This is a genomic window from Sorangium sp. So ce693 (assembly GCF_051521375.1).
In the GTDB taxonomy this organism is placed as follows: Bacteria; Myxococcota_A; Polyangia; order Polyangiales; family Polyangiaceae; genus Sorangium; species Sorangium atrum.
The window spans coordinates 2,053,906-2,078,492 of the sequence record NZ_CP150347.1 but is presented as its reverse complement, the minus strand read 5'-3'; the positions used below and the strand labels follow the sequence as shown (position 1 = coordinate 2,078,492).

The following is a 24,587-nucleotide window of genomic DNA, read 5'->3' as shown; positions in this document are numbered from 1 at the left end:
CGGCGCCATGACGTCGCGCGTCACTCCAGGGACGGCGGCGCAGCGGGATCGTGTAGGCTCGCGGGCATGCCCATCACGCGACTCACGAAGCCTGATTCGAAGTTTCGCCTTGATGACGTCTCGACCGATCCGCCTCGGGACGCGACGAAGCAGGAGGCTGCGGAGCGGCTCAAGGAGCTCGGCGGCGAGCTGCTCGAGCTGCAGGAGCTCATGTGGGGAGCGAGGACGCACAGCGTCCTCATCGTCCTTCAGGGCCGCGACGCGGCCGGCAAGGACGGGGCGATCAAGAACGTCGTCGGCGCGCTGAACCCGCGCGGCGTCGCGGTGAGCTCGTTCGGCGTGCCGACGAAGGAGGAGCGGGAGCACGACTTCTTGTGGCGTATCCACCGGCAGGCGCCGCGCGCGGGGGAGTTTGCCATCTTCAACCGCTCTCACTACGAGGATGTGCTCGTCGTGCGCGTGCACGACCTCGCGCCCAAGTCGCTGTGGGGGGAGCGCTACGACCACATCAACGACTTCGAGGAGCTGCTCGCCGAGCACGGGACCATCGTGATCAAGTTCTTCCTGCACATCAGCAAGAAGGAGCAGGAGGAGCGGCTGCTGGAGCGCGAGGAGAACCCGTCGACCGCGTGGAAGCTCAACGTGAACGACTGGAAAGAGCGAGAGCGCTGGGACGAGTACACCGAGGCTTACGACGAGGTCTTCCGGCGCTGCTCGTCCAAGCACGCGCCCTGGTACATCGTGCCGGCGGACGCGAAGTGGTACCGCAACCTCGTCGTCGCCGAGACCGTGGCCGAGACGATGCGGGAATACCGCGACGGCTGGCTGAAGACGCTCGAGCGGAACGGGAAGGCGGGCCGCGAGGAGCTCGATGAGTACCGGAGGTCGCGGGGTGGGCGGAACAAGGGGTGAGCGGACACGAGAGGCGGCGCTGAGCGGCGCGCGCAGGCGGGCGGCCGGCCAGCTCGGCGCGGCCGCCCTCGTGGCATCGCAGCTCCTTGCCTGTCCGTCTTCGCCCGAGCGGGACCGCAACACCGCAGAACCGGCGCCGTCCGCCCCGGCGGCGGCGCCGCTCGCCTCGCCCGCCCGCGCCCCCGCGCCGTCCGAGCCCCCCGTCTCGGCGCCGCCGAAGGCCGAAGCGCCGTCTGCCCCGAGCGCCGAGCCGGGCGCCGCTCCGCAAAGGCGCGGGTCGCGCATCGGCGGCGACGGCCGCATCGAGATCGAGCAGGGCGGGAGCGTGCGTCGACTCGACGGTCCGTGCCAGTCCACCTACGAGGTGGCTGACCCCATGCCCGGGCCCTACGCGGAGGTCCTCGATCCCGACGCGAAGGCGCCGCGGCTCATCCTCGATTCCTGCGGCGCAGGAGGCACGCACTTCGATATCGTCGCCACCGGCCTCAAGCTGCCGGGAGAGCTCGAGGTGATCCGGGTGCGCTTCCTGGATCCGAAGACAGGGTCGGAGTGGACCTCGGACACCGCGAAGCTCAAGGTCACCGAGTTCACGAGCGTCGGAGCGCCGGTGAAGGGCACCTTCGAGGCGACCATGAGCGCGCGGCTGAACCGCCCGTCCGAGCGGATCCGCGGCGCCTTCTCGCTCCCCCGCGCGCCCGACCGATATCCGCCCTAGCAGGCGCAGAACGCAAGTCGCACGCAGCGACCCGCGTGGGCTCCCGATGCCATGGCACGGAGTTCCACGCGAGGCATTCCGTGGTTGCATGAGCCATTGAGTCCCCCCGGCCGGCGGGGCCGACCGACGACCCTTGGACTCGTCGACGATCTGAACACATGGCCACGCGCGGTGGAGTCAGGAGGTCGCGCACGGTGACCGCCGGGGGGACGGCTCGCGGATCGCCGATCCGTGCTCGTCTTTCAGGGGGTCCTGGCAGAGCGCCGCCGCAGGGGCGCCATGGGGGCTGAGCGGCTCGGCCAATTGACGCGCTGTCGCTCGGGTGATGCAATTCCCACGAGGAGGAGGGGGCATGCAGCTCGACGATCCCAGGCACGAGTACGACCCATACGCTGCGCCGACGACCGACGACGCGCGCTCCCATGGCGAGGACCAGCCGGATGAGCACATCCTCGCCGTGCGCGTCAGCGATGATCGCCGCTGCCTGCACGATCGCATCGCCGGCACCAAGGTCGTCCTCGCCCCGCCCAAGGCGGGCCCCTGATCGCCCTCTCGCCGCATGATCCACCGCGCAACGCTCCGCGAGCCGCTCGACACGAGCGCCGAGATCGAGACGCCGGAGCACGTGCGGTTCCGCCACCAGATCGCGGGCCCCGCGCGGCGCGCGCTCGCGTACCTCATCGATCTGGTGGTGCGCGGCGTCATCGTCTTCGCGGTCGGGATGCTCGCCGCGATCGGCGGCATCGCCGTGGGGCCAGCGCTGCGCGGCGCGTCGACGGGCTTCGTGCTGCTGATCCTCTTCGCGATCGAGTGGGGGTATTACGTCTTCTTCGAGACCCTCTGGAGCGGCCGCACGCCCGGCAAGCGCGCTCTCTCGCTGCGCGTCGTCACCGACGGCGGCCAGCCGCTCCGCTTCGGGGACAGCCTGCTGCGCAACCTGCTGCGCGCCGCGGATCTGCTCCCCCCGTTCATCGAGCCGCTCTCGTTCCTCGGCACGTACGCGGTCGGCCTCGCCGTCATGGGCCGTGATCCGCGCTTCCGCCGCCTCGGCGATCTCGTGGGCGGCACGCTCGTGATCGTCGAGGAGCGCCACACCGTCGCCGGCCGGTTCGCCCTCCGACCTGCGCCGAGCCCCGCGGAGCTCGCGAGCCTGCCCGCGCGCCTCCCGCTCTCCGGCGAGGAGCTCGACGCCATCGAGCTCTTCCTCCGCCGCCTCGATCGCCTCTCGCCCGCGCGCGCGAGCGAGCTCGCCGAGATGACCGCGCCCGTGTTCGCGCGGCGCATGGGCGTCCGCTACAAGGACGCGACGCGCTTCCTCGGCGTCCTCCACTACCGCGCGCACGCGCACCGCGGTCAGGAGGGGGCCGCGAGCGGCCCCAAGCCCCGCCGCAAGAAGGAGGTGAGCGCGTGATCGGCGCCCGCTCCCAGGACGAGTTCGTCGCGGCCCGCAGGCAGGACTGGCAGGAGCTCGATCACATCCTCCTCGACGGCGGCGAGTCGCTCGCGAAGAAGGACGGCGCCGCCATCTCGCGCCTGGCCGCGCTCTACCGCTCGCTCTGCACCGATCTGATGCGCGCGCGCGCGGCGCGCTACACGCCCGATCTCACCGCGTACCTCGACGCGCTCGCCGCGCGCGCGCACGCGACGCTCTACGGCGCGGAGCCCTTCCGCCTGCCGGACGTGGTCTCCTTCTTCACCCGCGATTTCCCGCGCGCGTTGCGCCAGAACGCCCGCTTCTTCGCGATCGCCTGCGCCCTCTTCTTCCTCCCCTCGCTCGTCGGCATCGCGGGCGCGCTCGCCTCCGACGAGTTCGCCGCCCACGTGCTCCCGAGCTCGGTGCTCCAGGGCATGGCCCAGATGTACAGCGAGGGCCCGAGCGGGCGCGACGCGGGCACCGACACCGGCATGGCTGGGTTCTATGTCTTCAACAACGTCGGCATCGCCTTCCGCTGCTTCGCCACCGGCGTGCTCTTCGGCGCGGGCAGCATCTTCTTCCTCATCTACAACGGCCTCTTCACCGGCACCGTCGTCGGCCACGTGATGAGCGTGGGCCACGGCGGCAACATCTGGACGTTCATGTGCAGCCACGCGCCCTTCGAGCTCACCGCGATCGTGATCGCCGGCGGCGCGGGGCTCGAGATGGGCTACGCGCTCGTCGAGACGCGCGGCCGCACGCGCGTCGGCTCGCTGCGCCGCGCGGCGCCGTCCATCGTGCGCCAGGTCCTCGGCGCGGCGGCGATGCTGCTGATCGCCGCGGGGATCGAGGGCTTCTGGTCCCCCTCGGGGCTCCCCCCGCCGGTGAAGTGGGCGGCCTCGGGCGTCTTCTCGCTGCTCATCGTCCTCTACCTCGCGCTCGCGGGTCGCTCCGCCGAGGAGGCGCCGCGATGAACCTCGACGCCTCCGCGATCGTGCTGCGACCGCGCCCGCTCTCCGAGATCCTCGATCTCGCCTGCCGCCTCTGCATGTCGATCGCGCTCGGCCTCTACGCGCGGCTCTCGGCGATCCTCTTCCTCCCGATGCTCGCCGGCTGCCTCGCGCTGCGGTACGCGGCGGGCTGGTCGTGGCCCGCGGTGTGGGGCGTCGCGATCGCGCTCGGCGGCGTCGCGCAGGGCGTGTTCACGGTCGCGGTGGGGCGCCTCCTCTTCTCGGAGGAGCTCGGCGCGGGCCAGGTTCTCCGCCTCTTCGGAAAGCGCCTGGCGTCGTACCTGTGGATGCTCTTCTTGAGCCGCCTCCTGCTCATCGCGGCCGCGCTCCCGCTGCTCCTCGGCCTCCCCCTCGCCTGGCCGCGCCTCGTCTTCGTCCACGAGGCCAGCTTGCTCGAAGCCGCGCGCGCCGGCGACGCCATCCAGCGCAGCAGCCGCTTCGTCACCGGCCGCGTCGCCGCGGTCCTCGGCGCGCTGATCGCGCTGCTCCTCGCGCAGGCCGGCATCGCGCTCGTGCTGGAGCTGCTCGGCCAGTCGATCGTCGACGCCCTCCTCCAGCTCGGCCAGCCGTTCGGCGCGCTCCTCGACGATGGCGGCTCGCCCTTCGCGCTCGCGGGCTTCTTCGCCGGCATCCCGTACGTCGCGACCGCGCGCTTCCTCCACTACATCGACGCGCGCACGCGCGCCGACGGCTGGGACATCCAGCTCCGCTTCCTCGCGATCGCCGCGCGCGAAGGCGAGAGGAGGGCCGCCGCGTGAGCCGCCGCAGGCGCCTCTTCGTCGCCCTCTTCGCGCTCTCCGCGGGCGCGCCGCTCGCGCGGGACGCCTGGGCGGAGGACGTGGAAAGAAACGTCCACTGGAGCGTGCGCGAGGTCCTCGAGGACGATCGCTACCGCTTCTGCCACGAGGACGACTACCCGCTCACGCCCGAGGAGCACGCGTGGTGCCCGATCATCGCCGGATCGAGCGACGTGTGCCCGCAGCTCCCGGCCGCGTGCAAGCTGCCCCCCGTCGAGCTCTCGCGATCGGTCGTGCCCCGCCGCGGCGGCCGCGGCGGTCGCGACGCATCCGGCAACCATCCCGCCAGCGACAAGCCGGCCGATCGCGGGCCGAGCGAGGACGAGCGCCGCCGCCCCTGGCCCGAGATGCGCGTCGATCTCTCGGGGATGAGCGTCCTCGCGTCGGTGCTCTTCATCGGCCTGCTCGTGGTCTTCTTCGGGGGGGTGATCCACGCGCTGGTGAAGAACCTGCTCCGCGATCGCGCGCCCGCCGACGAGGCCAGGGAGGAGAAGGCGCCCGCGCGCGGCCCCACGCCCGAGGAGGCGGCGAAGCGCGAGGTCGAGACGGACGTGCAGCGCCTGCTCGCGCGCGCGCGCAGCCACGCGGCGCGCGGCGACCACGCTCGCGCGATCGACGACGCGTACGCCGCGCTCCTGCGCCGCCTCGACGGGGATGGTCTCATCGAGATCCACCCCTCTCGCACCAACGGCGATTACGTGCGCAGCCTGCGCGAACGGCCCGATCTCAAGGGCACGATGAGATCGATCGTGCGCGACGTGGAGGGCGTGCAGTTCGGCGTCACGCCGCCCTCCGAGCCGATCTTCCGCGCGGTGATGGACCGCGTCGTCCCGCTCGTGAGCCGCGCGCTCGCGCTCGCGCTCGTCATCTTCGGCCTCTCCGCCGCGCTCTCCTGCACGATCTCCTGCACGCCGCACGCCGGCGGCGACGAGGGCGGCGGCGACCGCTCCCCCTCGGGCACCCAGGCGGTGCTCGAGGTGCTCGGCACGCAGGACTTCAAGGCGCGGCGGCGGGCCGAGGCTCTCAGGGCGCCCGATCGCGCGCTCGCGCTGGTGGTGCTGCCGGGCGCGACGATCGACGACGCGACGTGGAAGGACCTCTTCGCGTGGGTGAGCGACAAGGGCGGCACGCTCTTCCTCGCCGGGCTCCCGCGCCTGCCCGACGAGGTCGGGCTCGGCCTGCGCGTGGCCCAGGACGCCGAGACGTCGACGGCGCTCGCCGCGGACTGGTCGCGCGGGCTCCGCGCCTCGCTCCCGCCCGGCAAGCGCCTCGTCGACCTGTACGGCGACGACCCCGACGATTCCTTCATGATCCTCCGGGGCGAATCGTCCTCGACCGCGGGCATCGTCCGCCGCTTCGGCAAGGGCAAGGTCGTCGTCGTCGCGGACGATCGCCTCGTGTCGAATGTCTCGCTCGCGGCCGCCGACAACGCGCAGCTCTTCCTCGATCTGCTCCGGTTCACGCCCCCCGCGACCGAGGTCGAGATCGTCGATGAGTGGACCGGCGTCGGCGCCGAGACGCCCTTCGCGGCCGTGCGCGAGGCGTACCTCTGGCCCTTGATCGCGCAGCTCTTCCTGCTCCTCGCGCTGCTCTACCTCTGGAAGGGCAGCGCCTTCGCGCGCCTCCGCGATCCGCCCGCCGCGGGCCGCCGCGCCTTCGCCGATCACGCGCGCGCGCTCGGCCTCGCCTACCGGCGCGCGCGCGCCTCGCGCCACGCCGCGGGCCTCTACGCGAGCTGGGCGCTCGACCGCCTGCGCGAGCGCGTGCACCGGTCCGGCCGGCGGGGCCTCATCCCGCTCGCCGAGGCGATCGCCGCGCGCACCGGCCGCCCCGAGCCCGAGGTGATGCGCGTGCTGGTCGAGGCCTCCGGCGCCCGCGACGAGGACGCGCCCGCCTCCTCGCTCCGCGCGCCGCAGAGCTCGCGCGGCGCGCGGCCCTCGCCCCGCCCGCGCGACGGCGCCGCCGCCGATCTCGAGCTCGTGCGCGAGCTCCAGGGCTTCCTCGACGCGACCGGTCAGCGAACCTCCGATCGAAAGACGACATGAACCCGATTGAATTCCGCGATCGCTTCGATCTCCTCCGCCGCGAAGCCGGCAAGGTGCTCCTCGGCCAGGACGATCTCATCCTGCACACGCTCGTCGCCGTCCTCGCCGGCGGTCACGTGCTCATCGAGGGCGTGCCCGGCCTCGGCAAGACGCTGCTCGTGCGCACCCTCGCGCACGTGCTCGGCGCCACCTTCAAGCGAATCCAGTTCACGCCCGATCTGATGCCGAGCGACGTCACCGGGGGCAACGTCTTCAACCAGAAGGAAGACCGCTTCGTCTTCCACGAGGGGCCGATCTTCACGCAGCTCCTCCTCGCCGACGAGATCAACCGCGCGCCCGCCAAGACGCAGAGCGCGCTGCTCGAGGCGATGCAGGATCTCGCGGTCACCTCCGACGGCATCACGCGCGCGCTGCCGGATCCGTTCTTCGTCATCGCCACGCAGAACCCCATCGAGTCGCAGGGGACCTACCCGCTCCCCGAGGCGCAGCTCGACCGCTTCTTGATCCAGGTCAACGTCAAGCACCCCTCGCAGGCGGTCGAGAGGCTCATCCTCAAGAACCACGTCAACGGCTTCCACGCGGCGCGCCTCGATCGCTTCGAGATCCAGCGCGTCGCCACCGCCGCGGAGCTCGTGGAGATGCGCGAGGGGCTCGCGCGGATCCGCGTGGACGACGGCATCATCGAGTACATCGCGGACATCGTCGGCCGGAGCCGCGTGCACCGCTCGGTGTACCTCGGCGCCTCGCCGCGCGCGTCGATCGGCCTGCTCGCGGTCGCGCGCGCCCTGGCCGCGAGCGAGGGCCGCGAGTACGTCATCCCCGACGACGTGAAGGCGCTCGCGCCCGCGGTCCTGCGCCACCGGCTCATCCTGCACCCCGACGCCGAGATCGAGGGCGTGAGCGCCGACGACTGCGTCGACGACATCCTCCGCGAGGCCAAGGTGCCGAAGACGGCGGCCTGAGCGCGATGATCCCCTCGCGCGCCCTCGTCCTGCTCGCGATCGTGCCCCTCGGGCTCGCGGTGGCGACGCTCGTCGATCGCACGCTGCTCCTGCCCATGCTCGCCGCGGACGCGGGCATCGCGCTCTGGGCCGCGATCGACGCGCTCCTCGCGCGGAGGCCGCTGGTCACGGTGAAGCGCCACGCGCCCGCGGTGCTCTCCATCGGGCGCCCCAACCTGATCACGCTCGAGATCCGCTCGCTCTCCCGCCGCAAGCTCTCGATCGAGGTCGCCGACGACCTCTTCGATCACGCCGAGAGCGACGACCTGCCCGTGAAGCTCGAGCTCCCGCCCAGGGAGCGCGCGACCGCCCGCTACCACGTGCGCCCCACCCGCCGCGGCGCGCACGCGATCGGCGATCACCACGTGCGCTACCTCTCCCCGTTCAGCCTCTGGATCCGGCAGGTCACGGTGCCGGCGGAGACGCCCGTCAAGGTGTACCCCGACGTGCAGGCGGTGCGCACCTTCGAGCTCATGGCGCGCCAGGATCGCGATCCGGCGGCGCTGCGCGCCTCGCGCAAGCGCGGCGGCGAGAGCGAGTTCGAGCGCCTGCGCGAGTACCGCCGCGGCGACGAGTTCCGCTCCATCGACTGGAAGGCGACCGCGCGGCAGAAGAAGATCATCAGCCGCGAGTACCAGCTCGAGAGCAACCAGAACCTCCTCTTCCTCCTCGACGCGGGCCGCCTGATGACCGCGCAGACGCAGGGGCTCTCGCTCTTCGATCACGCGCTCAACGCCAGCTTGATGCTCTCTCACGTCGCCGCGCGCGGCGGCGACCGCGTGGGCCTGCTCGCCTTCGCCGACGGCATCAAGAGCTACGCGCCCCCGGTGAGCGGCGCGGGCGCGGCCAAGCACGTGCTCTCCGCGGGGTATGACCTCTACCCCGAGCTCGTCGAGACCAACTACGGCGCGGCGTTCCAGCACGTGGGCCTGCGCGTGCGCAAGCGGAGCCTGATCGTGCTCTTCACGCAGGTCGTCGACGACGTCGCCGCGGGCGAGCTGCTCCGCCTGATGCGCGGGGTGATGCCGCGCCACCTGCCGCTCATGGTGCTGCTGCGGGACGTGGAGATCGACGCGCTGGTCGAGGGCGGCGACGTCGACCCCTACACGCGCGGCGCCGCCGCCGAGCTCTCGAGCTTCCGCGACCGGCTCGTGCGCGACCTCAAGAACCACGGCGCGCTGGTGCTCGACGTCGCGCCCGGCCAGCTCACCGGGCAGCTCATCAACCGGTATCTCGAGATCAAAGCGCGCCATCTGCTTTGATTGCGCTCCTGCGCGGGCCCCGACCTCCGCGGGGCGACGTGGAGCTGCTCCCGCCGCGCGCGCGGCCGGGCCGCGCCCATGCCGCCGGGCTGCGCTTGGGCGCGACGCCAAGCGCGCCCTCACAGCGGGCGCGCTCGGCGCTCGCGCGGCCGGGTCCGGCTGACGCATGCGCGCGCGCGGCCGCGTGATCACCCCGACGACGACGCTCAGCCGGCCTTACAGAGCAACACGTTACCTTCCACCAGCGGGGTTTTGCCTTCCGGAGCAAGTCGTTGCGCTTCTCACAGGGCCCCAACGGGCGAGCGGGCCACAGCGACATTCGTCACCTCCGTACCACCGCCCGAGCGTCGCTCGTGCGCGCTCAGCCAGTGAAACCCGGCCGATCCAGCGGTTTCCCGGCCATTTCACCGCCGCCCCGCCGTGCGTGAGCCGCCGAGCAGGGCGGCGTCTTCGCGGCTCCGCGCGCACGCCTGGTATGCGGATCGCGTGAGCGGCACAGCCCTTGATTAGGCCTGTGCGCAGAGGACGGAACGGTGGGCGCGACGCGGCGGACATCACGCCGCATGAGACGCCTGCCGATCCGTCGATGACCGAGGAGGCCAATCTGCCTCGGATGAAGGAGAAACAGGATGAATACTGACAAGAGTGGATTCGATTTCGAGATGATCACCCCTGAGGACCCGGCCGAGCTCGAGGTGCGGGAAGTCGCGCTGCATTGCCATTGCTGCGGCTACGTGAACGACGAGTGACAACCCTGGTACGCCGACCGCGTGAGCGGCGTGGCTCTTGATTGGATCTTTGCGCAGACGGCGGGTCGGCGGGCGCGACGCGGCGGACACCACGCCGCATGAGACGCCTGCCGACGCGTCACCAACCGAGGCGGCCAAGCTGCCTCCGATGAAGGAGAAACAGGATGAATACTGACAAGAGTGGATTCGATTTCGAGATGATCACCCCTGAGGACCCGACCGAGCTCGAGGTGAGGGAAGTCGCGCTGCATTGCCACTGCTGCGGCTACGTGAACGACGAGTAACATGAGCGGCGGGGGGGCGCGCCCCTCGCCGCCGGCGCCGAGGCAGCGCTCGCCGCGCTGCCTCGGCGCTTCATCTTACCCGCGCGCGAGGAGCTTTTCATGTCTACGAAGCCGAGATTCGATCTGCCGCGCATCGGCGTTGGGCTTGCCTACCGCCCCTGGTTCGTCCGCGGGATCGAGCAACACCGCGACAGGATCGACTGGATCGAGATCTGCGCGGATCATTACATCTACCGAACAGAGGGGCGGGTCGCCCGTGCCGTCGAGCTGAGCGAGCGTCTGCCCATAGCGCCTCATGGCCTCGAGCTGTCCATCGGCACCGACGCGCCGCTCGACATGGATTACTGCCGTGATATCGCGCAGCTCGCGAGAGCGGTCCGCGCCCCCTGGTACAGCGATCACCTCTGCTTCACGCAGGTCTCCCGGATCGAGCTGGGCCAGCTCACCCCGATCGCGTTCACCGAGCGTACCGCGTCGCGCTGCGCAGCGAAAGCCCGGCAGTTCCAGGACATGCTGGGGGTCCCGCTGCTCCTCGAGAACATCGCCTATTACATGGGGATCCCCGGAGGCGCCATGACAGAGGCGGAGTTCCTCAGCAAGGTCGTGAACGACGCCGATTGCGGCATCTTGCTCGATCTCACGAACCTCTACGTCAACGCCCGGAATCTCCGCTATGATCCGTATGAGTTCATCGACCAGATCCCGCTCGAGCGCGTCGTGCAGGTCCACCTGGCCGGCGGGACGTACGAGGACGGGATGTGGGTCGACACGCACGACCACCCGGTCGACAGCCATCCCGAGGTCTGGGACCTGCTCGACTACCTGTGCCGGAGAGCGCCCGTGCGCGGCGTCCTCATCGAGCGCGACGCGAATCCGCCGGACGACTTCGGCGAGATGCTGGCGGAGGTCGAGCACGCGAGGGCTATCTGGGCGTGAGGCGTTCCTCGCGCAGCTGGAGGGAGGACCATGGAACGTGTCATGAATCACATAGCAAAGGGGCGGACGATGGAGCGCGCAGCGGAGATGCGGGCGACGGGCACGGATACATCGGCGTTTCAGACCGCGTTCGCGCGGCTGCTCACCGATCCTCAGGCGTTCGAGCGCTTTTACGATGATCCGGCGCGCTTCGCCGAGGAGAACGCGCTGAGCGCCGGGCAGATGTCCGCGCTCCAGTCGCTCGACAGGGACCGGCTGCGCTGGATCTCGGGCTCGCTGGGCCTCAAGCGCTTCTACCTCGTCGAGACGTACTTCCCCGCCACGTTCGCGCTGCTCCGGCGCAACAAGGCGCTGTCGAGCGTGGGGCGGAGCTTCATCGCGACCTATCGCCCCATCAGGTCCGAGCACCTGATTCGCGCGTTTCGAGACGCCCTCTGGTTCGCCGAGCTCATCGAGCGGCGTGTCGGCCAGGGGGAGCTCGGACTCCCCTACCTCATGGACGTGATGCGCTGCGAGCTCGCCGAGTTCATTGTGTGGTCCGACGCCGCGTGCGTCGAGAGCTCGAACGATTTCAAGGCGCGGAACGCGTCGAGGCCGAGCGTCACCGAGGAGGAGCTGCTCGACGGCGCCGTGCGCGCGGGCCGGCACGTCGCGCTGCGCGAGTTCTCGTGCGACGTGTTGCCGTTCATCCAGGCGCTCGTCGACGGCAAGGCGCCGCCCGAGCCGGAGCCCGCGCCGACGCTGCTCCTGTTCGGGAGGATCGCGGTGACCGACCGGGTGCAGAAGGCCCGCGTGGGGGGGATGATAAGGTCGTTCCTTAGCCGCGCTGTCGGCGGGAAGCCCACCCGGGAGATCCTCGCGGAGATCATCGAGCCGCAGACCGATAGCGCCGCGCGGCGCGCCGTCGAGCGAGATTGCTGTCGAATTCTGCAGAAGCTCTACGCGCTGAACTTCGTGACGATCGAGGAGAGCGTGGGGCCGGGCGCGCGCGGCAGAGGCGACGGCGAGGGGCCGCGGAGCGGGGCATGAGGAGCGCTGCCCGACGCCATCATGTCTCACCGGGGGCGGCTCCCGTTCCCGGGGAGGACGCGGCGCACAAGGCATCTCGTCCATCCGGTTCATCCGGGCGGATCGACTCGGCCTACGGGCGCCTCGCCGCGGCGCTCGGCGACGACGCGGTGCTCGGCCCGGGCTCGGATCTCTCGGCCTACGAGGACCCCTATGCATTCGGCGGCTCCGAGGACTTCCGGTGCTCCGGGGCGGTGCTTCCGAGATCGGTGGAGGAGGTACAGGCCGTCCTGGCCATAGCCAATCAGCACGGCATTCCGATCTGGACCGTATCCACCGGACGGAACCTCGGGTACGGGGGCGCGGCGCCGCGGGTGAGCGGGGCCATCGTGCTCGACATGCAGCGGATGAACCGGATCCTGGAGGTCGACGAGGAGCATGCCTACGCCCTCGTCGAGCCCGGCGTGAGATTCGTGGACCTCTACGAACATCTCCGCGAGCATCGGCTGAAGCTCTGGATGTCCGCGCCATCGCTCGGTTGGGGCAGCGTCCTCGGCAATGCCCTGGAGCGGGGCATCGGCTACACCCCGTACGGCGATCACGCCGCCCAGATCTGCGGGATGGAGGTCGTCCTGGCGAACGGCGACGTCGTCCGCACCGGCATGGGAGCGTTGCCCGGCGCCAACACCTGGCAGATGTACAAGGGCGGGTATGGCCCGTCGCTGGACGGGCTGTTCCTGCAGTCGAACCTGGGGATCGTGACCAAGCTGGGGCTCTGGTTGATGCCTCAGCCGGACGGCATGATGTCATGCACCGTGCACTTTCAGAGGGAGTCCGACCTCGAGGCGGCCGTCGATGTGCTCGCGTCGCTGCGCCGCCGGGAGATCATCCAGAGCAACGCGCAGCTGGGCAATGTCCTGCGCGACGTGGCGCACCGCTATCCGCGCTCGCGCTGGTACGACGGCCCCGGCGCCATGCCCGATGAGGTGCTCGACGAGGTCCGCCGGGATCTGGGCATCGGATGGTGGTGGATCCTGCGCTTCGGCCTCTATGGCGACAAGGAGCTGCTGGACGCTCGGTTCAGGATCGTCCAGCGAGAATTCTCGAGGATCCCCGGCGCCGAGATCACGGGGCATGAGCATCTCGCCTCGGGCTCGGATGGGCTCCACGCCTGGGAGGTCGAAGGACCGGCCGGCCGGCTGGCGGGCGTCCCGGGGTTCTTCTCCTTGAACGCGCTGAAGTTCCGCGGCGACGACTGTGGGCACCTCGACTTCTCGCCGATCGTGGCGTCCAGCGGGCGCGAGGCGGCGAGGGTTTACAACCACGTGAAGGCGCGCGCCCGCGAGCACGGGATCGACTACCTGGCCGGCTTCACCGCCGGCGTGCGCCACCTGAACCACGTCTTCACGATCCTCTACGAGAAGCACGACGCGGAGCAGACGAGCAGCGCCGCCGCGCTGCTCGACACCTTGATCAGGGAAATGGGGAGGCAGGGGATCGGCGGGTACCGGGCGCACCTGGCCTTCATGGACCTGATCGGCGATCAGTTCAGCTTCAACGAGCACGCGCTCCGGCGCTTGAATGAGACCCTGAAGGATGCGCTCGACCCGAACGGCATCCTGTCGCCGGGCAAGCAGGGCATCTGGCCCGCGGCGTCCCGAAAGCAGCGCGCAGGAACGCGGTGATCGGCGCGCGCGCCACTCGCCGAGGAGGAGCCTTGCCCGATCTGCCCGCGAAGTTCGAGGCGCAGGGGCGCGGGCGGCGCATGGCCCCCGACGAACTCGTCCCGCCCGTCGATGTGGACACTCGTTCCTATAGAGTGTACACTCGTCCATATGTCGACCCCTCACGATCCCCGGTCCATGCGCGAGCGGATGCTCGCTGGCGACCTCTACATCGCCGACGATCCCGAGATCGCCGAGCAGAGCGCGGCCGCGCTGGATCTCATGGCGGCCTACAACGCGACGTCGGTACGGCAGCGCCCGCTGCGCCGCCGCTTGCTGGAGCAGCTGCTCGGCGCGATCGGCGAGGGCACCGAGATCCGCCCGCCGTTCCACGTGGACTACGGCTCGCGCATCACCATCGGGGCGCGCTGCTTCGCGAACTTCGGGCTGGTCGCGCTCGACGTCGCGCCCATCACGATCGGCGACGACGTGCAGATCGGCCCGAACGTGCAGCTGCTCACGCCGACCCACCCGGTGGAGCCCGAGCCCCGGCGGCAGAAATGGGAGGCCGCGAAGCCCATCACGATCGGGAACAACGTGTGGCTGGGCGGCGGGGCCATCGTGCTTCCGGGCGTGACGATCGGCGACAACACCGTGGTCGGCGCGGGCTCCGTCGTGACGCGCGACCTGCCGGCGAACGTGGTCGCCGTCGGTAACCCCGCCCGCGTGATCCGCGCCCTCGACGCCGCGGGCGCCGCGCCGGCGCCGGGCGAGGCGCGAGGGTGACGGAGGCGCGATGAGCGCTGCCAGGGCGAGGCGCGCCGCCCCCGCGCGGCGGGCCCGCCGCCACGACCCAGGGCGCCGGGAGCGGCTCGTGGCGACCGCGCTCGACGTGATCGCCGAGCAGGGCGTCGCCGGCGCGTCACACCGCTCGATCGCCCGGGCCGCCGACGTGCCGCTCGGCTCGACCACGTACCACTTCGCCTCGATCGACGAGCTGCTCGCCGCGGCGTTCACGCGGCACGCGGACGACGTGGCCACCCGCTTCGAGGAGCAGATGCGCGCCGCGTGCGACCGCGAGGCCGCGGTCGAGCACCTCGTCGAGCACCTCACCACGGCCCTCCTCGGCTCGGAGCGCGACCTGGTGCTCAGCGTCGAGCTCTACGTCGCCGCCGCCCGGAGGCCCGCGCTGCGCGCCGTCACCCAGGCCTGGATGCTGCGGAGCCGGCGCGCGCTGGAGATCCACTTCGACCCGGTGACCGCGCGGGAGCTCGACGCGCTGATCGAGGGCCTCGTGCTGCACAGCGCCCTATCGACGGATCCCATGGCGCCCGAGCAGATCCGGCACGCCATCCGCCGCTTCACCCGCTGAGCTCCCGGAGGAGATTGCTCCTCAGCAGTCCGTGCCGCATACCAGCCGTCCGTCTGGACACGTCACACCGGGCGTGCTGTCGGCGCCGCAGCTCACCTTGCACTCCGCCGTCTCGGCGCACGTCGCAACGCAATCCGCGTCGCACTTGAGCTCGCAGTGACTCTCGTCCTCGCACCGGATCGTGGCGCCGGCTCCCAGGTTGAACTTGCATTTGGCCTGGTCTCGACAGATCGCCGTGGAGCCATCGTCTGCCTTGAGGTCGCAGTCCGCCTGCTCCGTGCACGTGATCACGCTGCCGTCGCCGCCGTTGCCCTTGCACTCGCTCGTGTCGATACACTGGAGCGTCAGCGCGCCTTCGCTGCTGCCGTTGCACTTCGCGTCCGTCGTGCAGTCGAGCGAACACGACGTCGAGCCGCACTCGGTCTTGCAATCGGCGCCCGCCACGCACTCACAGTCGAATCCGCTGCACGCACACCCTGCCCCCGTGCACGTCGCGCTCCCTGTCTCTCCCCCGTCGCTGCCGCATCCGGCAGCCGTGAACATCGCGAGCGCCACCAGCCAAGCTCTCGTCGTCATCGTCATCCCCTCCGAGCGTAGGTCGACCGCTACACCGAATGTAGACGATGCCGTGAGCATCGTCATGCAGAGCGGCCGGAGCGCGCTCCAACGCATTCACCGTTGGACGGCCGCCGCACGCGCGTCGTGCCGCGCCCGTTCGGCCGCCTGCGGCAGGGGCAACCGGCAGCGGCGCGCGCCCGTCACTGGAGCACGACGCGGACGAGCGTGAACTCCGACCCGAACCAGCCGCTCGTCGGCCGCGAGTACGTGATGTACTGCACCCGACCGCCGTCCTCCTCGTACTCCGCGTGGTGAACCGAGTCGTACGGCGCGCGCTCCTCGGGGGCCGTATAGAGCGTGGCCTCTTCCGACCATGGGCCGGTGAGGTCCGGGGCGGTGCGCGCCACGATCCGGTGGTCTAACGGGGGCGAGTAGACCGCCAGCCACGCCCCGAGGTGCTCACAGTACGAGACGGACATGATGGGCGCGCCGTCGAACAGCTCGGCGGCATCCCCGGCGTCGTCGCTCCAGCCCTCGCCGTCGAAGTAACGGAAGGCGCCCCGGTCGAGGGGCGTCTCGAGCGGCACGCGCGCGAGGCGGCACGGCTTGGACAGACTGCCGTCGCACGCGAAGGTGTACAGGTCGTCGCCGTGGGCGACCAGCGCGGCACCCCAGCCTGGCTCGCCTTCCCCGAAGAGCAGGTCGGGGTGCTCCGCGCTCGCGTCCACGATCGGCCGCTCCGGCGCCTCATCGAGGCCCTCCCAGATCGCGAACGACTGGCCCACGCCGCGGAAGTTGAAGTCGCCCGGCTCCGCATAGATGAGGCCATACGGGATCAAAGCGCGGTCGCGCGCCGCGTCGAACACCGGCGCCCCGGGCCACACGGCCCAGCGAGCGCCGCACGGCGCCTCGGCGCAGTCATCGCCGGCGTGAGCGTCGTTGAACGCCTGCTCGTCCGCGGTGGGCGCGATGAAGTACCCCGGCGCCCCGACGCTGTCGGCCGGCGAGGAGAAGCCACCGATGCCGTCGGACGCGTCGAGATCGTCCGAGATGTCGAACGAGTTATGGTGCCAGTTCGTCCCGGCCTCGTCAGCCTGCGTGAGAACGGTGTCGCCATAGACCCAGACCGACTTGCCCCACGCGACAGCGCTGTCTCCACCGTCGCGCCCTTCGATCCACGCCCCCTTCTCGACGACGCCGATCTCCTCGGCAGACTCGACGCCTGGCCCCGACTCCCCGCCGCACGCCGCGAGGACCAGATGCGCGAGGACGATGGGGACAGAGCGGGCGGGCGTGAGGGATAGGCGCAGGGAGCTCATGACGCCATCATCCCACGGAAGGGGACGGCGCAGCTCACCACGTGCTCGATGGGCAGCTCGACGAAGAAAGTCGAACCCGCGCCGAGCGCGCTCTCGACCCGGATCGAGCCGCCGTGGGCCTCGACGATCTGCCTGGCGACGAAGAGACCGATGCCCACGCCGGCGTAGTCGCGCGACGACACGGCGCGCTCGAACCGCTCGAAGATCCGCGCCGTGTTCTCTGGGGCGATGCCGATTCCGTGATCGCGCACCGCGATCACGGCCGCGTCCCCGCGCCGCTGTACGCTGATCTCGACGGGGGCGTTCGCGCCATACTTCAGCGCGTTGGACACGAGGTTCGTCACGACCTGCTCAATCCGCAGCGCATCCCAGCGACCGAGGATCTCGCGCTCGACGCGCAGAGACAGCGAGCAGCCCGCCTGCGCCAGCACCACCTGGAGGGGCTCGACGGCCTGGCGCACCACCTCGGCGAGATTGACCCTCTCCGGATCGAGCTCGAGACGACCCGCCTTGATGCGCGACAGATCGAGCAGCTGATCGACGAGCCGCGTCAGCCGCGCGACCTGTCGAAGGCTCCCCTCCACCGCTCGGGCGGCGCGGTCGTTCTGGAGGGTCGCTGGCTCGCCGCCGCCAGGCTTGCGCTGCAGCGCCTGCAGCGTGAGCTGGAGCGCGGCGATCGGCGTTCGTAGCTCATGGGACGCGATGGAGAGGAACTCGTCTCTCTCTCGGACGGCAGCCTGGGCGGCCTCCTCACGAAGAGCGAGTCGGCCGCGATCTTCTACGGCCCTCCCCCGATCCTGGTCGATGCATTCCAGCGCGGCAGCGCTCTTCCAGATGTGGCGCACGATGAGGACGACGCAGCCGACGACGAGGAGCGACGACTCGAACGCCGAATCGTAGAGGCCGAGCGTCCGCCCCTTCACGATCGCCCAGCCGAGGAGGAACGGCGCGCCGAACGCGGCGACAAGCAGTCGGCGCGCCATCACGCCGCCGGCCCCCGCGCTGTTCAACAGCTCGACGCCGCTCAGCTCGGGCCGCGCGCACAGGGCGCCGGCAGACACCACCAGAAAGAGCAGCGCCGTATGCAACGCCATCTCGGTCGTCGCTCCGACGCCATAAAGATACCCGACCCCGAGCACATATCCGAGCACCGCCAGCTGCCCGAGCAACGCGATGAGCACGACCATCGCGAAGAAGAGCCGGCGCACGCGCCGCGCCTTCGCGTCGAGGAGACAGAGCGCCGAGCCGAGGAGGACAAAGCAGAGGGCCGTCGTGATAGCCATTCTGCCGAGGTGAGGGGTGCCGACGGCGCCCGGCCCTTCCCGGAAGAGAATCTGATCGATATGGAGCGGCTGGTTCAGCGCGTATTCCAGGCACGTGAGCAGCCCGATGAGAGCGACTCCGCCGGCGCACGCCCGCGAGAGCCGGCGCCTCCGCAAGCTCGAGCCCGCGCGGCAGTAGAGCCACAGCGACGCGCCGGCGGCAAGGAAGGCCAGCGCCGTGTTCGCCTTCATGGTCACGAATGTCGGGTGGACACTCTTGAGAACCTGAACATCGAGCCACCAGCCCACCAGGACGGCCCCAGCGGTCACGACGGCGATGGCGCTCGCGGCTCGTGGGATGATCCCAATCCAGTCGAGCAGAGGTGGACCACGAAGCGCGCGCGGGCAGCCAGGCTCGTCCAGTCCGCTGCTTCGTCCGCCCGCTTTCGACGTCATCGATCACGTAGATTGTCTTCGAACACCGCGATGCGCAACGTGCGAGGAGTCGCGCGCTGCCCTCTCGCCACGCCTCCCAGCGCCGCGCTCTACGAGTTTTTTGGCATCATCGGGTCTGCGATTCGCGCAGGGGCAGCCCGAGCGAAACGGCGGTGTCCGTCCGGCTGCAGATGGAGCGGCAGAGGTCGCGTATTGCTGCGGCGCGCCGAGCACCACACCGATGGCCGTCGCCCTCCCCGGCCGGACCTCTATCCCCAGCGCCCGCGCGCTCAGGCCATCCGTCGGACCATCTTCGTGTGCGGGATCCCCGCCTCGTCGAAGATCGGCCCCTCCTCGACGAAGCCGAGCTTGCGATAGAACGCCGCTGCAGAGACCTGGGCGTTCAGGATCAGCGCGCGCGCGCCCTCTGCGCCGGCGACGCGGATCGCCTCCTCCATCAGCCGCCGCCCGAGGCCCGCGCCGCGAAGGTCTCTCCTGACGGCCACGCGGCCCACCTTGAGCGCGCCCTCGCACGGCACGATGCGCATCGTCGCGACGACCTCGCCGCCGTCGAGGACGACGAAGTGCCGCGCGACGGGGTCGAGCTCGTCGATCTCGATGTCCTCGGGCACGGACTGCTCGACGACGAAGACCTCGCGCCGGAGGCGGAGCGCGCCGGCGTAGAGCGGCGAATCGCTGCGGATCGGGAGGACGTCGCCGGCCATCTTCGCTTCGTGCGCCGTCCCTGGCGGCGCGTCCACCCGATTCAGCGCGCCTTTTGGCTGCTCTCCGCAGACGCCCCGACCTCGGAAGAGCTAGCCTGATCGGACCGTGAAGATCATGACCTTCAACATCCTCTTCGGCGGCGAGGATCGGTTCGAGGCGATCCTCGCGATCGTCGCCGCCGCGCGCCCGGATCTGCTCGTGCTCCAGGAGTGCGTGGGCTGGGAGGACGGCGCCCGGCTCCGGGCCGTCGCCGAGGCGATCGGCGCGCCCGCCGGCGAGCGGCACGCCGTCCTGGGCAACGCCAACCCGCGGCCGAACGGGAGGCGCAACCACGTCGCCGTCGTCAGCCGGGCGCCGCTCGCCGGCGCGCGCGTGCACGCGCCCGAGACGCTGGCCCACTGCCTCGTCGAGGTCGAGCTCTCGCTCGACGGCGAGCCGCTCGTGGTGCTCGGCACCCACCTCAACGCCGGCAGCGAGGATCGCCGGCTCACCGAGGCGCGCTGGCTGCTCTCGCTCGTGCCCCCCGCCCGGTTCGCCGCGGGCCTCTGGGCGCTCGCGGGTGACCTCAACGCGCTGTCGCGCCGCGACCCCTACCCCGCGGACCTCGGCGCGCGCCTCGCGGCGGCCGGCATCGAGAAGTACGGCAGCCCGCCGCGGTTCGACACGATGGATTCGATCGAGGCGTTCGGCTGGGCCGACGCCCTTCTCCAGAGGCCGCGCACCTCGCGCTGGTTCACCGCGCTGCGCGGGCGCGACGGCGCGCAGGTGGAGACGCGGACCGACTACGTGCTGCTGTCGCCGCGGCTCGCCGGCCGGCTCGCGCAGGCCGACGTCATCGACGTCGGCGCCGCGTCCGACCACCACGCGGTCATCGCCGAGCTCTCCTGACGCGCCGCCTTTCGGCTACGCTCGCCGCGCGACCTCTCGCAGGAGGGAGCAGGAGGAGAAGCGAGCGTGGTGGATCCGCCGATCATGGACCGTGCGCCCCGGGACGACGCGGCGGCGCGACGCGATCGCCTGCTCGCCGCGCTGCTCCGCGGGCCGGACGCCCTCGTGCTGCTCCGCTGCGACGCGAGGCTGGCGCTCCTCGCCGGCAGGGCGGCGCCCCTCCAGATCGCGCTCGTCACGGCGCCAGGGGATCTCTCGGCCGACGAGATCCACGCCCTGCTCGAGCCGCTCGTGAAGGCGGTGCAGCCCGGCGGGCCGCCGACGCACGTCGTGCTCGTGGGCGGCGCCGCTGCCCCAGGCCGGGCCGCGCTCGCCAAGGTGGCGCCGCTCGTGCAGCCCGTGCGGATGGGCTTCCACCACCTCGACGCGGCGGGCGAGCTCGCGCGCGTGAAGGGGCAGGCCCTGCCGGCCCTCGATCGGGCCTACGAGCGCCTCGCCGAGGTGGGCCCGCTCGAGCCCGACGCGCTCGCGGAGGCGCTCGCCGAGGGGCACGCGCTGGCGCAGCAGGAGCGCGCGATCGTCGACCGGCTGAGGGGCAGCCGCCGCGTCACGGCGACGCTCATGATCGCGTGCGCCGCGCTCCTCGCCGTGAGCTACGCCTTCGGCTCGGGCACCCACGAGGCGGCGCTGTGGCGCATGGGCGCCAACAGCGGCGAGGCGGTGCGCCGTGGGGAGCTCTACCGGCTCCTCGCCTCGGCGTTCCTGCACGCCGACCCGATGCACCTCTTCGTCAACATGCTGGCGCTCTGGTCGTTCGGCCCGATGCTCGAGGCGCTCTTCGGCCCGCGGCGCTTCCTCCTGCTCTACGGGGCCTCGGCGCTGGGCGGGTCGCTCGCGAGCGCGATGCTGGAGGACCGGTGGAGCGTCGGCGCGTCGGGCGCGATCTGGGGCCTCATGACGGCCGGCATCGGCGTCGCGCTCCGCCCGCACGGGCTCCTGCCCCCCGCGATGATCGCGCAGATGCGCAGCCGCGCGTGGCTGCCGCTCGGGCTCAACCTCGTCTACAGCTTCCAGCCCGGCGTCGACCTGCTCGCGCACCTGGGCGGCGGCGTCGTCGGCTTCGCGCTCGTCGTCACGGTCCTCCCCCGCAGCCTCACGCCCGTGGATCAGCGCGAGCGCGCGGCGGACGCCGAGCCGAGGCCGCGCCCCCTCCTCACGGCGGCGGCCACCCTGGCGGCCGCGGCGATGGCGCTGTCCGTGGCGACGGCGTTCGCCGCCGGCCGCCCGTGGGAGCTCCGCGCGCCGCCGGTGCTGGCGCGCACCGCGGTCGCGGACACGGGCGTCGCCCTGGACCTGCCGGAGGCGCTCGCGAGCGCCGCGTCCGTGGAGGAGCTGGCCGGCGTCCGCTTCCACGCGTACGGGAAGCTGCCCAGGACGCCCGTCGTGTTCCGGGTCGCCGTCTTCCCGCTCGAGGGCGCTGTGCCGCCCGAGCAGCTGGACGCCCTCCTCGAGCAGGAGCGCAAGGTGCTCGACGAGCAACGGCCGGCGAACACCGTCACGAAGGGCCCGGCGACGCGCGTCATGCTGGGCGGGCGGCCGGCGGTGAGCGTGAAGAACGGGCTCAAGAACGGGGTGCAGATGGTGAGCTACGTCGTCGTGCTCGGGGATCGCGAGGTGATGCTCCAGGCCTACTCGACGGCGGATCGGCCGGCGACGTGGGAAGGGATCGAGGACAAGGTGGCGGCGACGATCCAGGCGCAGTAGTACGCGGCTGGCGGCGCCCGCGGCCGGCGCCGTGAGCAAACCACCTTGCGGAGATCGCGATCCCGTGGAGCACATGAATTCTCTGATGCAGCCGATCGGCCACCCCCTCCCCGGCTGGACGCCGCGGCCGCTGCCGCCGCGCGAGATTCTGCTCGGGCGCACGTGCCGACTCGAGCCGATCGATCCCGAGAGGCACGCGGCGGACCTCCATGCGGCCAACCTCACGGACGCGGAGGGGCGAGGCTGGACCTACCTGCCCTATGGGCCCTTCGCGACCCTCTCGGACTACCACGCCTGGATGGACGCCACGTGCCTGGGTGATGATCCGCTGTTCCATGCGATCGTCGACGCGACGACCGGACGGGCCATCGGCGTCGCTGCGTACCTGCGGATCGACCCCAAGAACGGCGTCATCGAGGTCGGACACCTCAGGTACTCACCGCTCCTTCAGAGGACGCCTGCGGCGACGGAGGCGATGTACCTGATGATGCGGCGGGCGTTCGACGAGCTCGGCTACCGGCGCTACGAGTGGAAGTGCGACGCGCTCAACGCAGGCTCGCGGGCGGCGGCGACGAGGCTCGGGTTCCGCTTCGAAGGCGTGTTCCGGCAGGCCGCGGTGGTCAAGGGGCGCACCCGCGACACCGCGTGGCACGCCATCATCGACAAGGAGTGGCCCGCGGCGAAGGCGGCGTTCGAGCGCTGGCTCGATCCATCGAATTTCGACGACGCGGGCCGCCAGCGGCAGAGCCTCTCCGCGCTGATGGGCGCGGAGGAGCGGCGGTAATCGCGGGGTGACCGGGCGAGGGCGAGGCGGCGCCGCGTCGCCCGGTGGTGGGGTACTTTGGCCGAAGGTGTGTCTTTTAACCGCCAAGACGCCATAAGACGCCAAGAAAACAACAATCATCTTGGCGTCTTATGGCGTCTTGGCGGTTCCATCATTCCGCCAGGAGGGCGGGAATTCCCCCGAAGCTCAAGGAGCTGCTCGTATGCGCCTTCGAACGACGCAAGCCTTTCGAGAACTTCCCGAAGGTCAAGCGCGCCCGCGGATCCGTTCCCAGAGCACCTTGGCGCCGCCCGCGACAGCCACCAGGCCGGCGACGACGAGCTTCTTGCTGGCGAGCATCAGGGCGAACAGCCCCTTGAACAGCCCCGCCTTGGCCGCCACCTTGCCCGCGACCAGGGCGCCGATGCCGTACACGGCTACCTGGTCGATCTTCTCGTCGAAGTCCTCGTAGCGGTTGCCGGGCTTGAACTCGACGAACTTCAGCACGCTCTGCATCTCGCCCCGCACGGTCGCGAGCTGCTTCATGCCGGAGACGGCGTTCAGCTCGAGCACGCCTTTGCGCCCGAGCACGCGGATCGAGTAGTTGAGCGTGTGGTGCTCGTTGCCCACGAACTCGAGCTCCTTGGCCCAGTACAGCTTCTTCGTCGCGGGATCGTAGTGAGGCGGCTCGGCCCAGCCGATCAGGCGCACGGCGGGGAAGCCCGCCTTCTGGCGCTCCAGGTTCCCCTCGCCGGTGTCCTTCTGCATCTCGGCCAGGAGCTCGCCGAAATCGATGTCCTTCGCGTCATCGTCGTCGACGTGGCCCTCCTCCACGTAGCTGATCACGACCCCCCACGAGTCGTCCGCGATCGGGCTCAGGCCGGCCGGGAACAGCATGCCGAGCGCTTCGGACCCCGGAGGATTGCCCCAGGCCTCGAGCACCTTCCTGGTGCCTTCCGGGCCCGTGAAGCGGAACGCCTCCGGCACGTCGAGCTCGGCCAGGTTGTCGCCGACCGTGACCTTCCCGCTCTGGAGCTTCAGCTCGGCATCGAACTTCTGCATCGCCGCGGCGATCTCCTCCGCCGTCGGCTCCCGCGCTGCGTCGCCGGATGGCTCCGCCGCAGCCGGCTGCGCGGCCCCCGCGGGCACGGCGCTCGCCGCTCCGGCCGCGGCCCCCGCGGGCGCGGCAGGGCTCGGGTCCCCGGCCGCGGCGAGCGCGCTCGCGCCGAGCACCAGGGCCACCGAAGCGATCGAAGCGAGTCGACGATTGGACATTTTCCCCACTCCTGACGGAACACCCTGCCGCCTTCGAGAATATTCGGGGCATTCAACCAGAGTGCTCCATGGCGCACAAGCGCAGCGTGGCGCTCCCGCAGGCTGTGGAGAAGGCAGCTCCTTCAATGCATGGATAAGTTGTTGATGCAGTGTCATTTTTCCAGGAGGGGGGCGGGGCGCGTCAGAAACGTGCTTTCGCCGCGAGTGCAAACCATCCGATTCCCTTCGCCAAGCACCGCTATGGACATGCGGCGCCATGATCCGGCTGGGTGCAAAACACCTTTCGGCCAGATTCATCCAGTCGACCTGTGCGTGACTGCCCGGAGCAATCTGCCACCGCGCAGGCGACGGCCTCCCCCGGGCGGGCGTACACGGGGGCTCAGCTCTCCCCGGTGAGCTCGACCCCTCCCCGACCGCCGCGCCGGCGC

The 24,587-nt window shown here is 71.0% G+C and carries 22 protein-coding genes; 17 read left to right on the top strand and 5 right to left on the bottom strand.

The genetic code is table 11. The features are described from left to right. Positions 1-66: 66 nt before the first annotated feature. The 14 genes from WMF14_RS07910 (at position 67) to WMF14_RS07845 (ending at position 15,169) form a co-directional block, all read left to right on the top strand. Positions 67-912, top strand: coding sequence for a PPK2 family polyphosphate kinase (locus WMF14_RS07910; RefSeq protein WP_437799714.1), 846 nt, complete (start codon positions 67-69; stop codon positions 910-912). After that, positions 872-1,627 carry a hypothetical protein gene (locus WMF14_RS07905; protein ID WP_437799712.1) on the top strand — a complete coding sequence of 252 codons (756 nt, stop codon included), beginning with the start codon at positions 872-874 and terminating at the stop codon, positions 1,625-1,627. The genes WMF14_RS07910 and WMF14_RS07905 overlap by 41 nt, the downstream gene beginning before the upstream one ends. Positions 1,628-1,979: 352 nt before the next feature. After that, a complete protein-coding gene (locus WMF14_RS07900; protein ID WP_437799711.1) occupies positions 1,980-2,171 on the top strand; it encodes a hypothetical protein in 192 nt (63 codons plus the stop codon). 15 nt (positions 2,172-2,186) lie between these two features. Next, positions 2,187-3,038 carry an RDD family protein gene (locus WMF14_RS07895; RefSeq protein ID WP_437799709.1) on the top strand — a complete coding sequence of 284 codons (852 nt, stop codon included), beginning with the start codon at positions 2,187-2,189 and terminating at the stop codon, positions 3,036-3,038. Then, positions 3,035-4,015 (top strand): stage II sporulation protein M, encoded by a 981-nt coding sequence (locus tag WMF14_RS07890; protein WP_437799707.1) that lies wholly within the window; start codon positions 3,035-3,037, stop codon positions 4,013-4,015. Before WMF14_RS07895 ends, WMF14_RS07890 begins: the two co-directional genes overlap by 4 nt. Further along, on the top strand, positions 4,012-4,809 hold the full coding sequence (locus WMF14_RS07885) for a hypothetical protein (RefSeq protein ID WP_437799705.1): 798 nt from the start codon (positions 4,012-4,014) through the stop codon (positions 4,807-4,809). The genes WMF14_RS07890 and WMF14_RS07885 overlap by 4 nt, the downstream gene beginning before the upstream one ends. Then, on the top strand, positions 4,806-6,893 hold the full coding sequence (locus WMF14_RS07880) for a DUF4350 domain-containing protein (protein ID WP_437799703.1): 2,088 nt from the start codon (positions 4,806-4,808) through the stop codon (positions 6,891-6,893). The genes WMF14_RS07885 and WMF14_RS07880 overlap by 4 nt, the downstream gene beginning before the upstream one ends. After that, the gene (locus WMF14_RS07875; protein ID WP_437328149.1) at positions 6,890-7,855 is read left to right on the top strand and encodes an AAA family ATPase; all 966 of its coding nucleotides are present in this window, start codon (positions 6,890-6,892) and stop codon (positions 7,853-7,855) included. Before WMF14_RS07880 ends, WMF14_RS07875 begins: the two co-directional genes overlap by 4 nt. A gap of 5 nt (positions 7,856-7,860) precedes the next feature. After that, entirely contained in the window at positions 7,861-9,156 is a 1,296-nt protein-coding gene (locus WMF14_RS07870; RefSeq protein WP_437799701.1) for a DUF58 domain-containing protein, read from the top strand. Between the two features lie 1,132 nt (positions 9,157-10,288). After that, positions 10,289-11,125 (top strand): DUF692 domain-containing protein, encoded by an 837-nt coding sequence (locus WMF14_RS07865; protein ID WP_437799699.1) that lies wholly within the window; start codon positions 10,289-10,291, stop codon positions 11,123-11,125. A 42-nt stretch (positions 11,126-11,167) separates the two neighbouring features. Beyond that, on the top strand, positions 11,168-12,154 hold the full coding sequence (locus WMF14_RS07860) for a hypothetical protein (protein WP_437799698.1): 987 nt from the start codon (positions 11,168-11,170) through the stop codon (positions 12,152-12,154). Then, the gene (locus WMF14_RS07855) at positions 12,151-13,818 is read left to right on the top strand and encodes an FAD-binding oxidoreductase (protein WP_437799696.1); all 1,668 of its coding nucleotides are present in this window, start codon (positions 12,151-12,153) and stop codon (positions 13,816-13,818) included. Before WMF14_RS07860 ends, WMF14_RS07855 begins: the two co-directional genes overlap by 4 nt. A gap of 177 nt (positions 13,819-13,995) precedes the next feature. Beyond that, the gene (locus WMF14_RS07850) at positions 13,996-14,583 is read left to right on the top strand and encodes a sugar O-acetyltransferase (RefSeq protein WP_437799694.1); all 588 of its coding nucleotides are present in this window, start codon (positions 13,996-13,998) and stop codon (positions 14,581-14,583) included. A 10-nt stretch (positions 14,584-14,593) separates the two neighbouring features. Further along, positions 14,594-15,169 carry a TetR/AcrR family transcriptional regulator gene (locus WMF14_RS07845; RefSeq protein ID WP_272101054.1) on the top strand — a complete coding sequence of 192 codons (576 nt, stop codon included), beginning with the start codon at positions 14,594-14,596 and terminating at the stop codon, positions 15,167-15,169. 21 nt (positions 15,170-15,190) lie between these two features. Here WMF14_RS07845 and WMF14_RS07840 read toward each other — a convergent pair whose 3' ends face one another. The 4 genes from WMF14_RS07840 to WMF14_RS07825 form a co-directional block, all read right to left on the bottom strand. Then, entirely contained in the window at positions 15,191-15,745 is a 555-nt protein-coding gene (locus tag WMF14_RS07840; protein WP_437799692.1) for a hypothetical protein, read from the bottom strand. 182 nt (positions 15,746-15,927) lie between these two features. Next, a complete protein-coding gene (locus WMF14_RS07835) occupies positions 15,928-17,046 on the bottom strand; it encodes a DUF4185 domain-containing protein (protein WP_437799690.1) in 1,119 nt (372 codons plus the stop codon). Further along, positions 17,043-18,560: a sensor histidine kinase gene (locus WMF14_RS07830; protein WP_437799688.1), complete on the bottom strand. Its 1,518-nt coding sequence runs from the start codon at positions 18,558-18,560 to the stop codon at positions 17,043-17,045. The genes WMF14_RS07835 and WMF14_RS07830 overlap by 4 nt, the downstream gene beginning before the upstream one ends. A 473-nt stretch (positions 18,561-19,033) precedes the next feature. After that, a complete protein-coding gene (locus WMF14_RS07825; protein ID WP_437799686.1) occupies positions 19,034-19,468 on the bottom strand; it encodes a GNAT family N-acetyltransferase in 435 nt (144 codons plus the stop codon). A 115-nt stretch (positions 19,469-19,583) separates the two neighbouring features. Between WMF14_RS07825 and WMF14_RS07820 the strand changes: the two genes are divergently transcribed. The 3 genes from WMF14_RS07820 to WMF14_RS07810 all read left to right on the top strand — a co-directional run bounded on the left by WMF14_RS07820 (position 19,584) and on the right by WMF14_RS07810 (position 22,905). Further along, positions 19,584-20,357, top strand: a complete 774-nt coding sequence (locus tag WMF14_RS07820; protein ID WP_272101798.1) for an endonuclease/exonuclease/phosphatase family protein — start codon at positions 19,584-19,586, stop codon at positions 20,355-20,357. A gap of 84 nt (positions 20,358-20,441) precedes the next feature. After that, the gene (locus tag WMF14_RS07815; protein ID WP_437799684.1) at positions 20,442-22,121 is read left to right on the top strand and encodes a rhomboid family intramembrane serine protease; all 1,680 of its coding nucleotides are present in this window, start codon (positions 20,442-20,444) and stop codon (positions 22,119-22,121) included. A gap of 73 nt (positions 22,122-22,194) precedes the next feature. Continuing rightward, complete coding sequence (locus WMF14_RS07810; RefSeq protein WP_437799682.1) at positions 22,195-22,905, top strand: GNAT family N-acetyltransferase; 711 nt, start codon at positions 22,195-22,197, stop codon at positions 22,903-22,905. Between the two features lie 246 nt (positions 22,906-23,151). Here the strand turns inward: WMF14_RS07810 and WMF14_RS07805 are convergent, their stop codons facing one another. After that, the gene (locus WMF14_RS07805; protein ID WP_437799680.1) at positions 23,152-24,159 is read right to left on the bottom strand and encodes a DUF2167 domain-containing protein; all 1,008 of its coding nucleotides are present in this window, start codon (positions 24,157-24,159) and stop codon (positions 23,152-23,154) included. Positions 24,160-24,587 lie beyond the last annotated feature (428 nt).

Coding starts and splice junctions, on each gene's coding strand:
- WMF14_RS07910 (WP_437799714.1), top strand. CDS start 67: ATGCCCATCACGCGACTCACGAAGCCTGATTCGAAGTTTCGCCTTGAT.
- WMF14_RS07905 (WP_437799712.1), top strand. CDS start 872: ATGAGTACCGGAGGTCGCGGGGTGGGCGGAACAAGGGGTGAGCGGACA.
- WMF14_RS07900 (WP_437799711.1), top strand. CDS start 1,980: ATGCAGCTCGACGATCCCAGGCACGAGTACGACCCATACGCTGCGCCG.
- WMF14_RS07895 (WP_437799709.1), top strand. CDS start 2,187: ATGATCCACCGCGCAACGCTCCGCGAGCCGCTCGACACGAGCGCCGAG.
- WMF14_RS07885 (WP_437799705.1), top strand. CDS start 4,012: ATGAACCTCGACGCCTCCGCGATCGTGCTGCGACCGCGCCCGCTCTCC.
- WMF14_RS07875 (WP_437328149.1), top strand. CDS start 6,890: ATGAACCCGATTGAATTCCGCGATCGCTTCGATCTCCTCCGCCGCGAA.
- WMF14_RS07870 (WP_437799701.1), top strand. CDS start 7,861: ATGATCCCCTCGCGCGCCCTCGTCCTGCTCGCGATCGTGCCCCTCGGG.
- WMF14_RS07865 (WP_437799699.1), top strand. CDS start 10,289: ATGTCTACGAAGCCGAGATTCGATCTGCCGCGCATCGGCGTTGGGCTT.
- WMF14_RS07860 (WP_437799698.1), top strand. CDS start 11,168: ATGAATCACATAGCAAAGGGGCGGACGATGGAGCGCGCAGCGGAGATG.
- WMF14_RS07855 (WP_437799696.1), top strand. CDS start 12,151: ATGAGGAGCGCTGCCCGACGCCATCATGTCTCACCGGGGGCGGCTCCC.
- WMF14_RS07850 (WP_437799694.1), top strand. CDS start 13,996: ATGCGCGAGCGGATGCTCGCTGGCGACCTCTACATCGCCGACGATCCC.
- WMF14_RS07845 (WP_272101054.1), top strand. CDS start 14,594: ATGAGCGCTGCCAGGGCGAGGCGCGCCGCCCCCGCGCGGCGGGCCCGC.
- WMF14_RS07840 (WP_437799692.1), bottom strand. CDS start 15,745: ATGACGACGAGAGCTTGGCTGGTGGCGCTCGCGATGTTCACGGCTGCC.
- WMF14_RS07835 (WP_437799690.1), bottom strand. CDS start 17,046: ATGAGCTCCCTGCGCCTATCCCTCACGCCCGCCCGCTCTGTCCCCATC.
- WMF14_RS07830 (WP_437799688.1), bottom strand. CDS start 18,560: ATGAAGGCGAACACGGCGCTGGCCTTCCTTGCCGCCGGCGCGTCGCTG.
- WMF14_RS07825 (WP_437799686.1), bottom strand. CDS start 19,468: ATGGCCGGCGACGTCCTCCCGATCCGCAGCGATTCGCCGCTCTACGCC.
- WMF14_RS07820 (WP_272101798.1), top strand. CDS start 19,584: ATGACCTTCAACATCCTCTTCGGCGGCGAGGATCGGTTCGAGGCGATC.
- WMF14_RS07815 (WP_437799684.1), top strand. CDS start 20,442: ATGGACCGTGCGCCCCGGGACGACGCGGCGGCGCGACGCGATCGCCTG.
- WMF14_RS07810 (WP_437799682.1), top strand. CDS start 22,195: ATGAATTCTCTGATGCAGCCGATCGGCCACCCCCTCCCCGGCTGGACG.
- WMF14_RS07805 (WP_437799680.1), bottom strand. CDS start 24,159: ATGTCCAATCGTCGACTCGCTTCGATCGCTTCGGTGGCCCTGGTGCTC.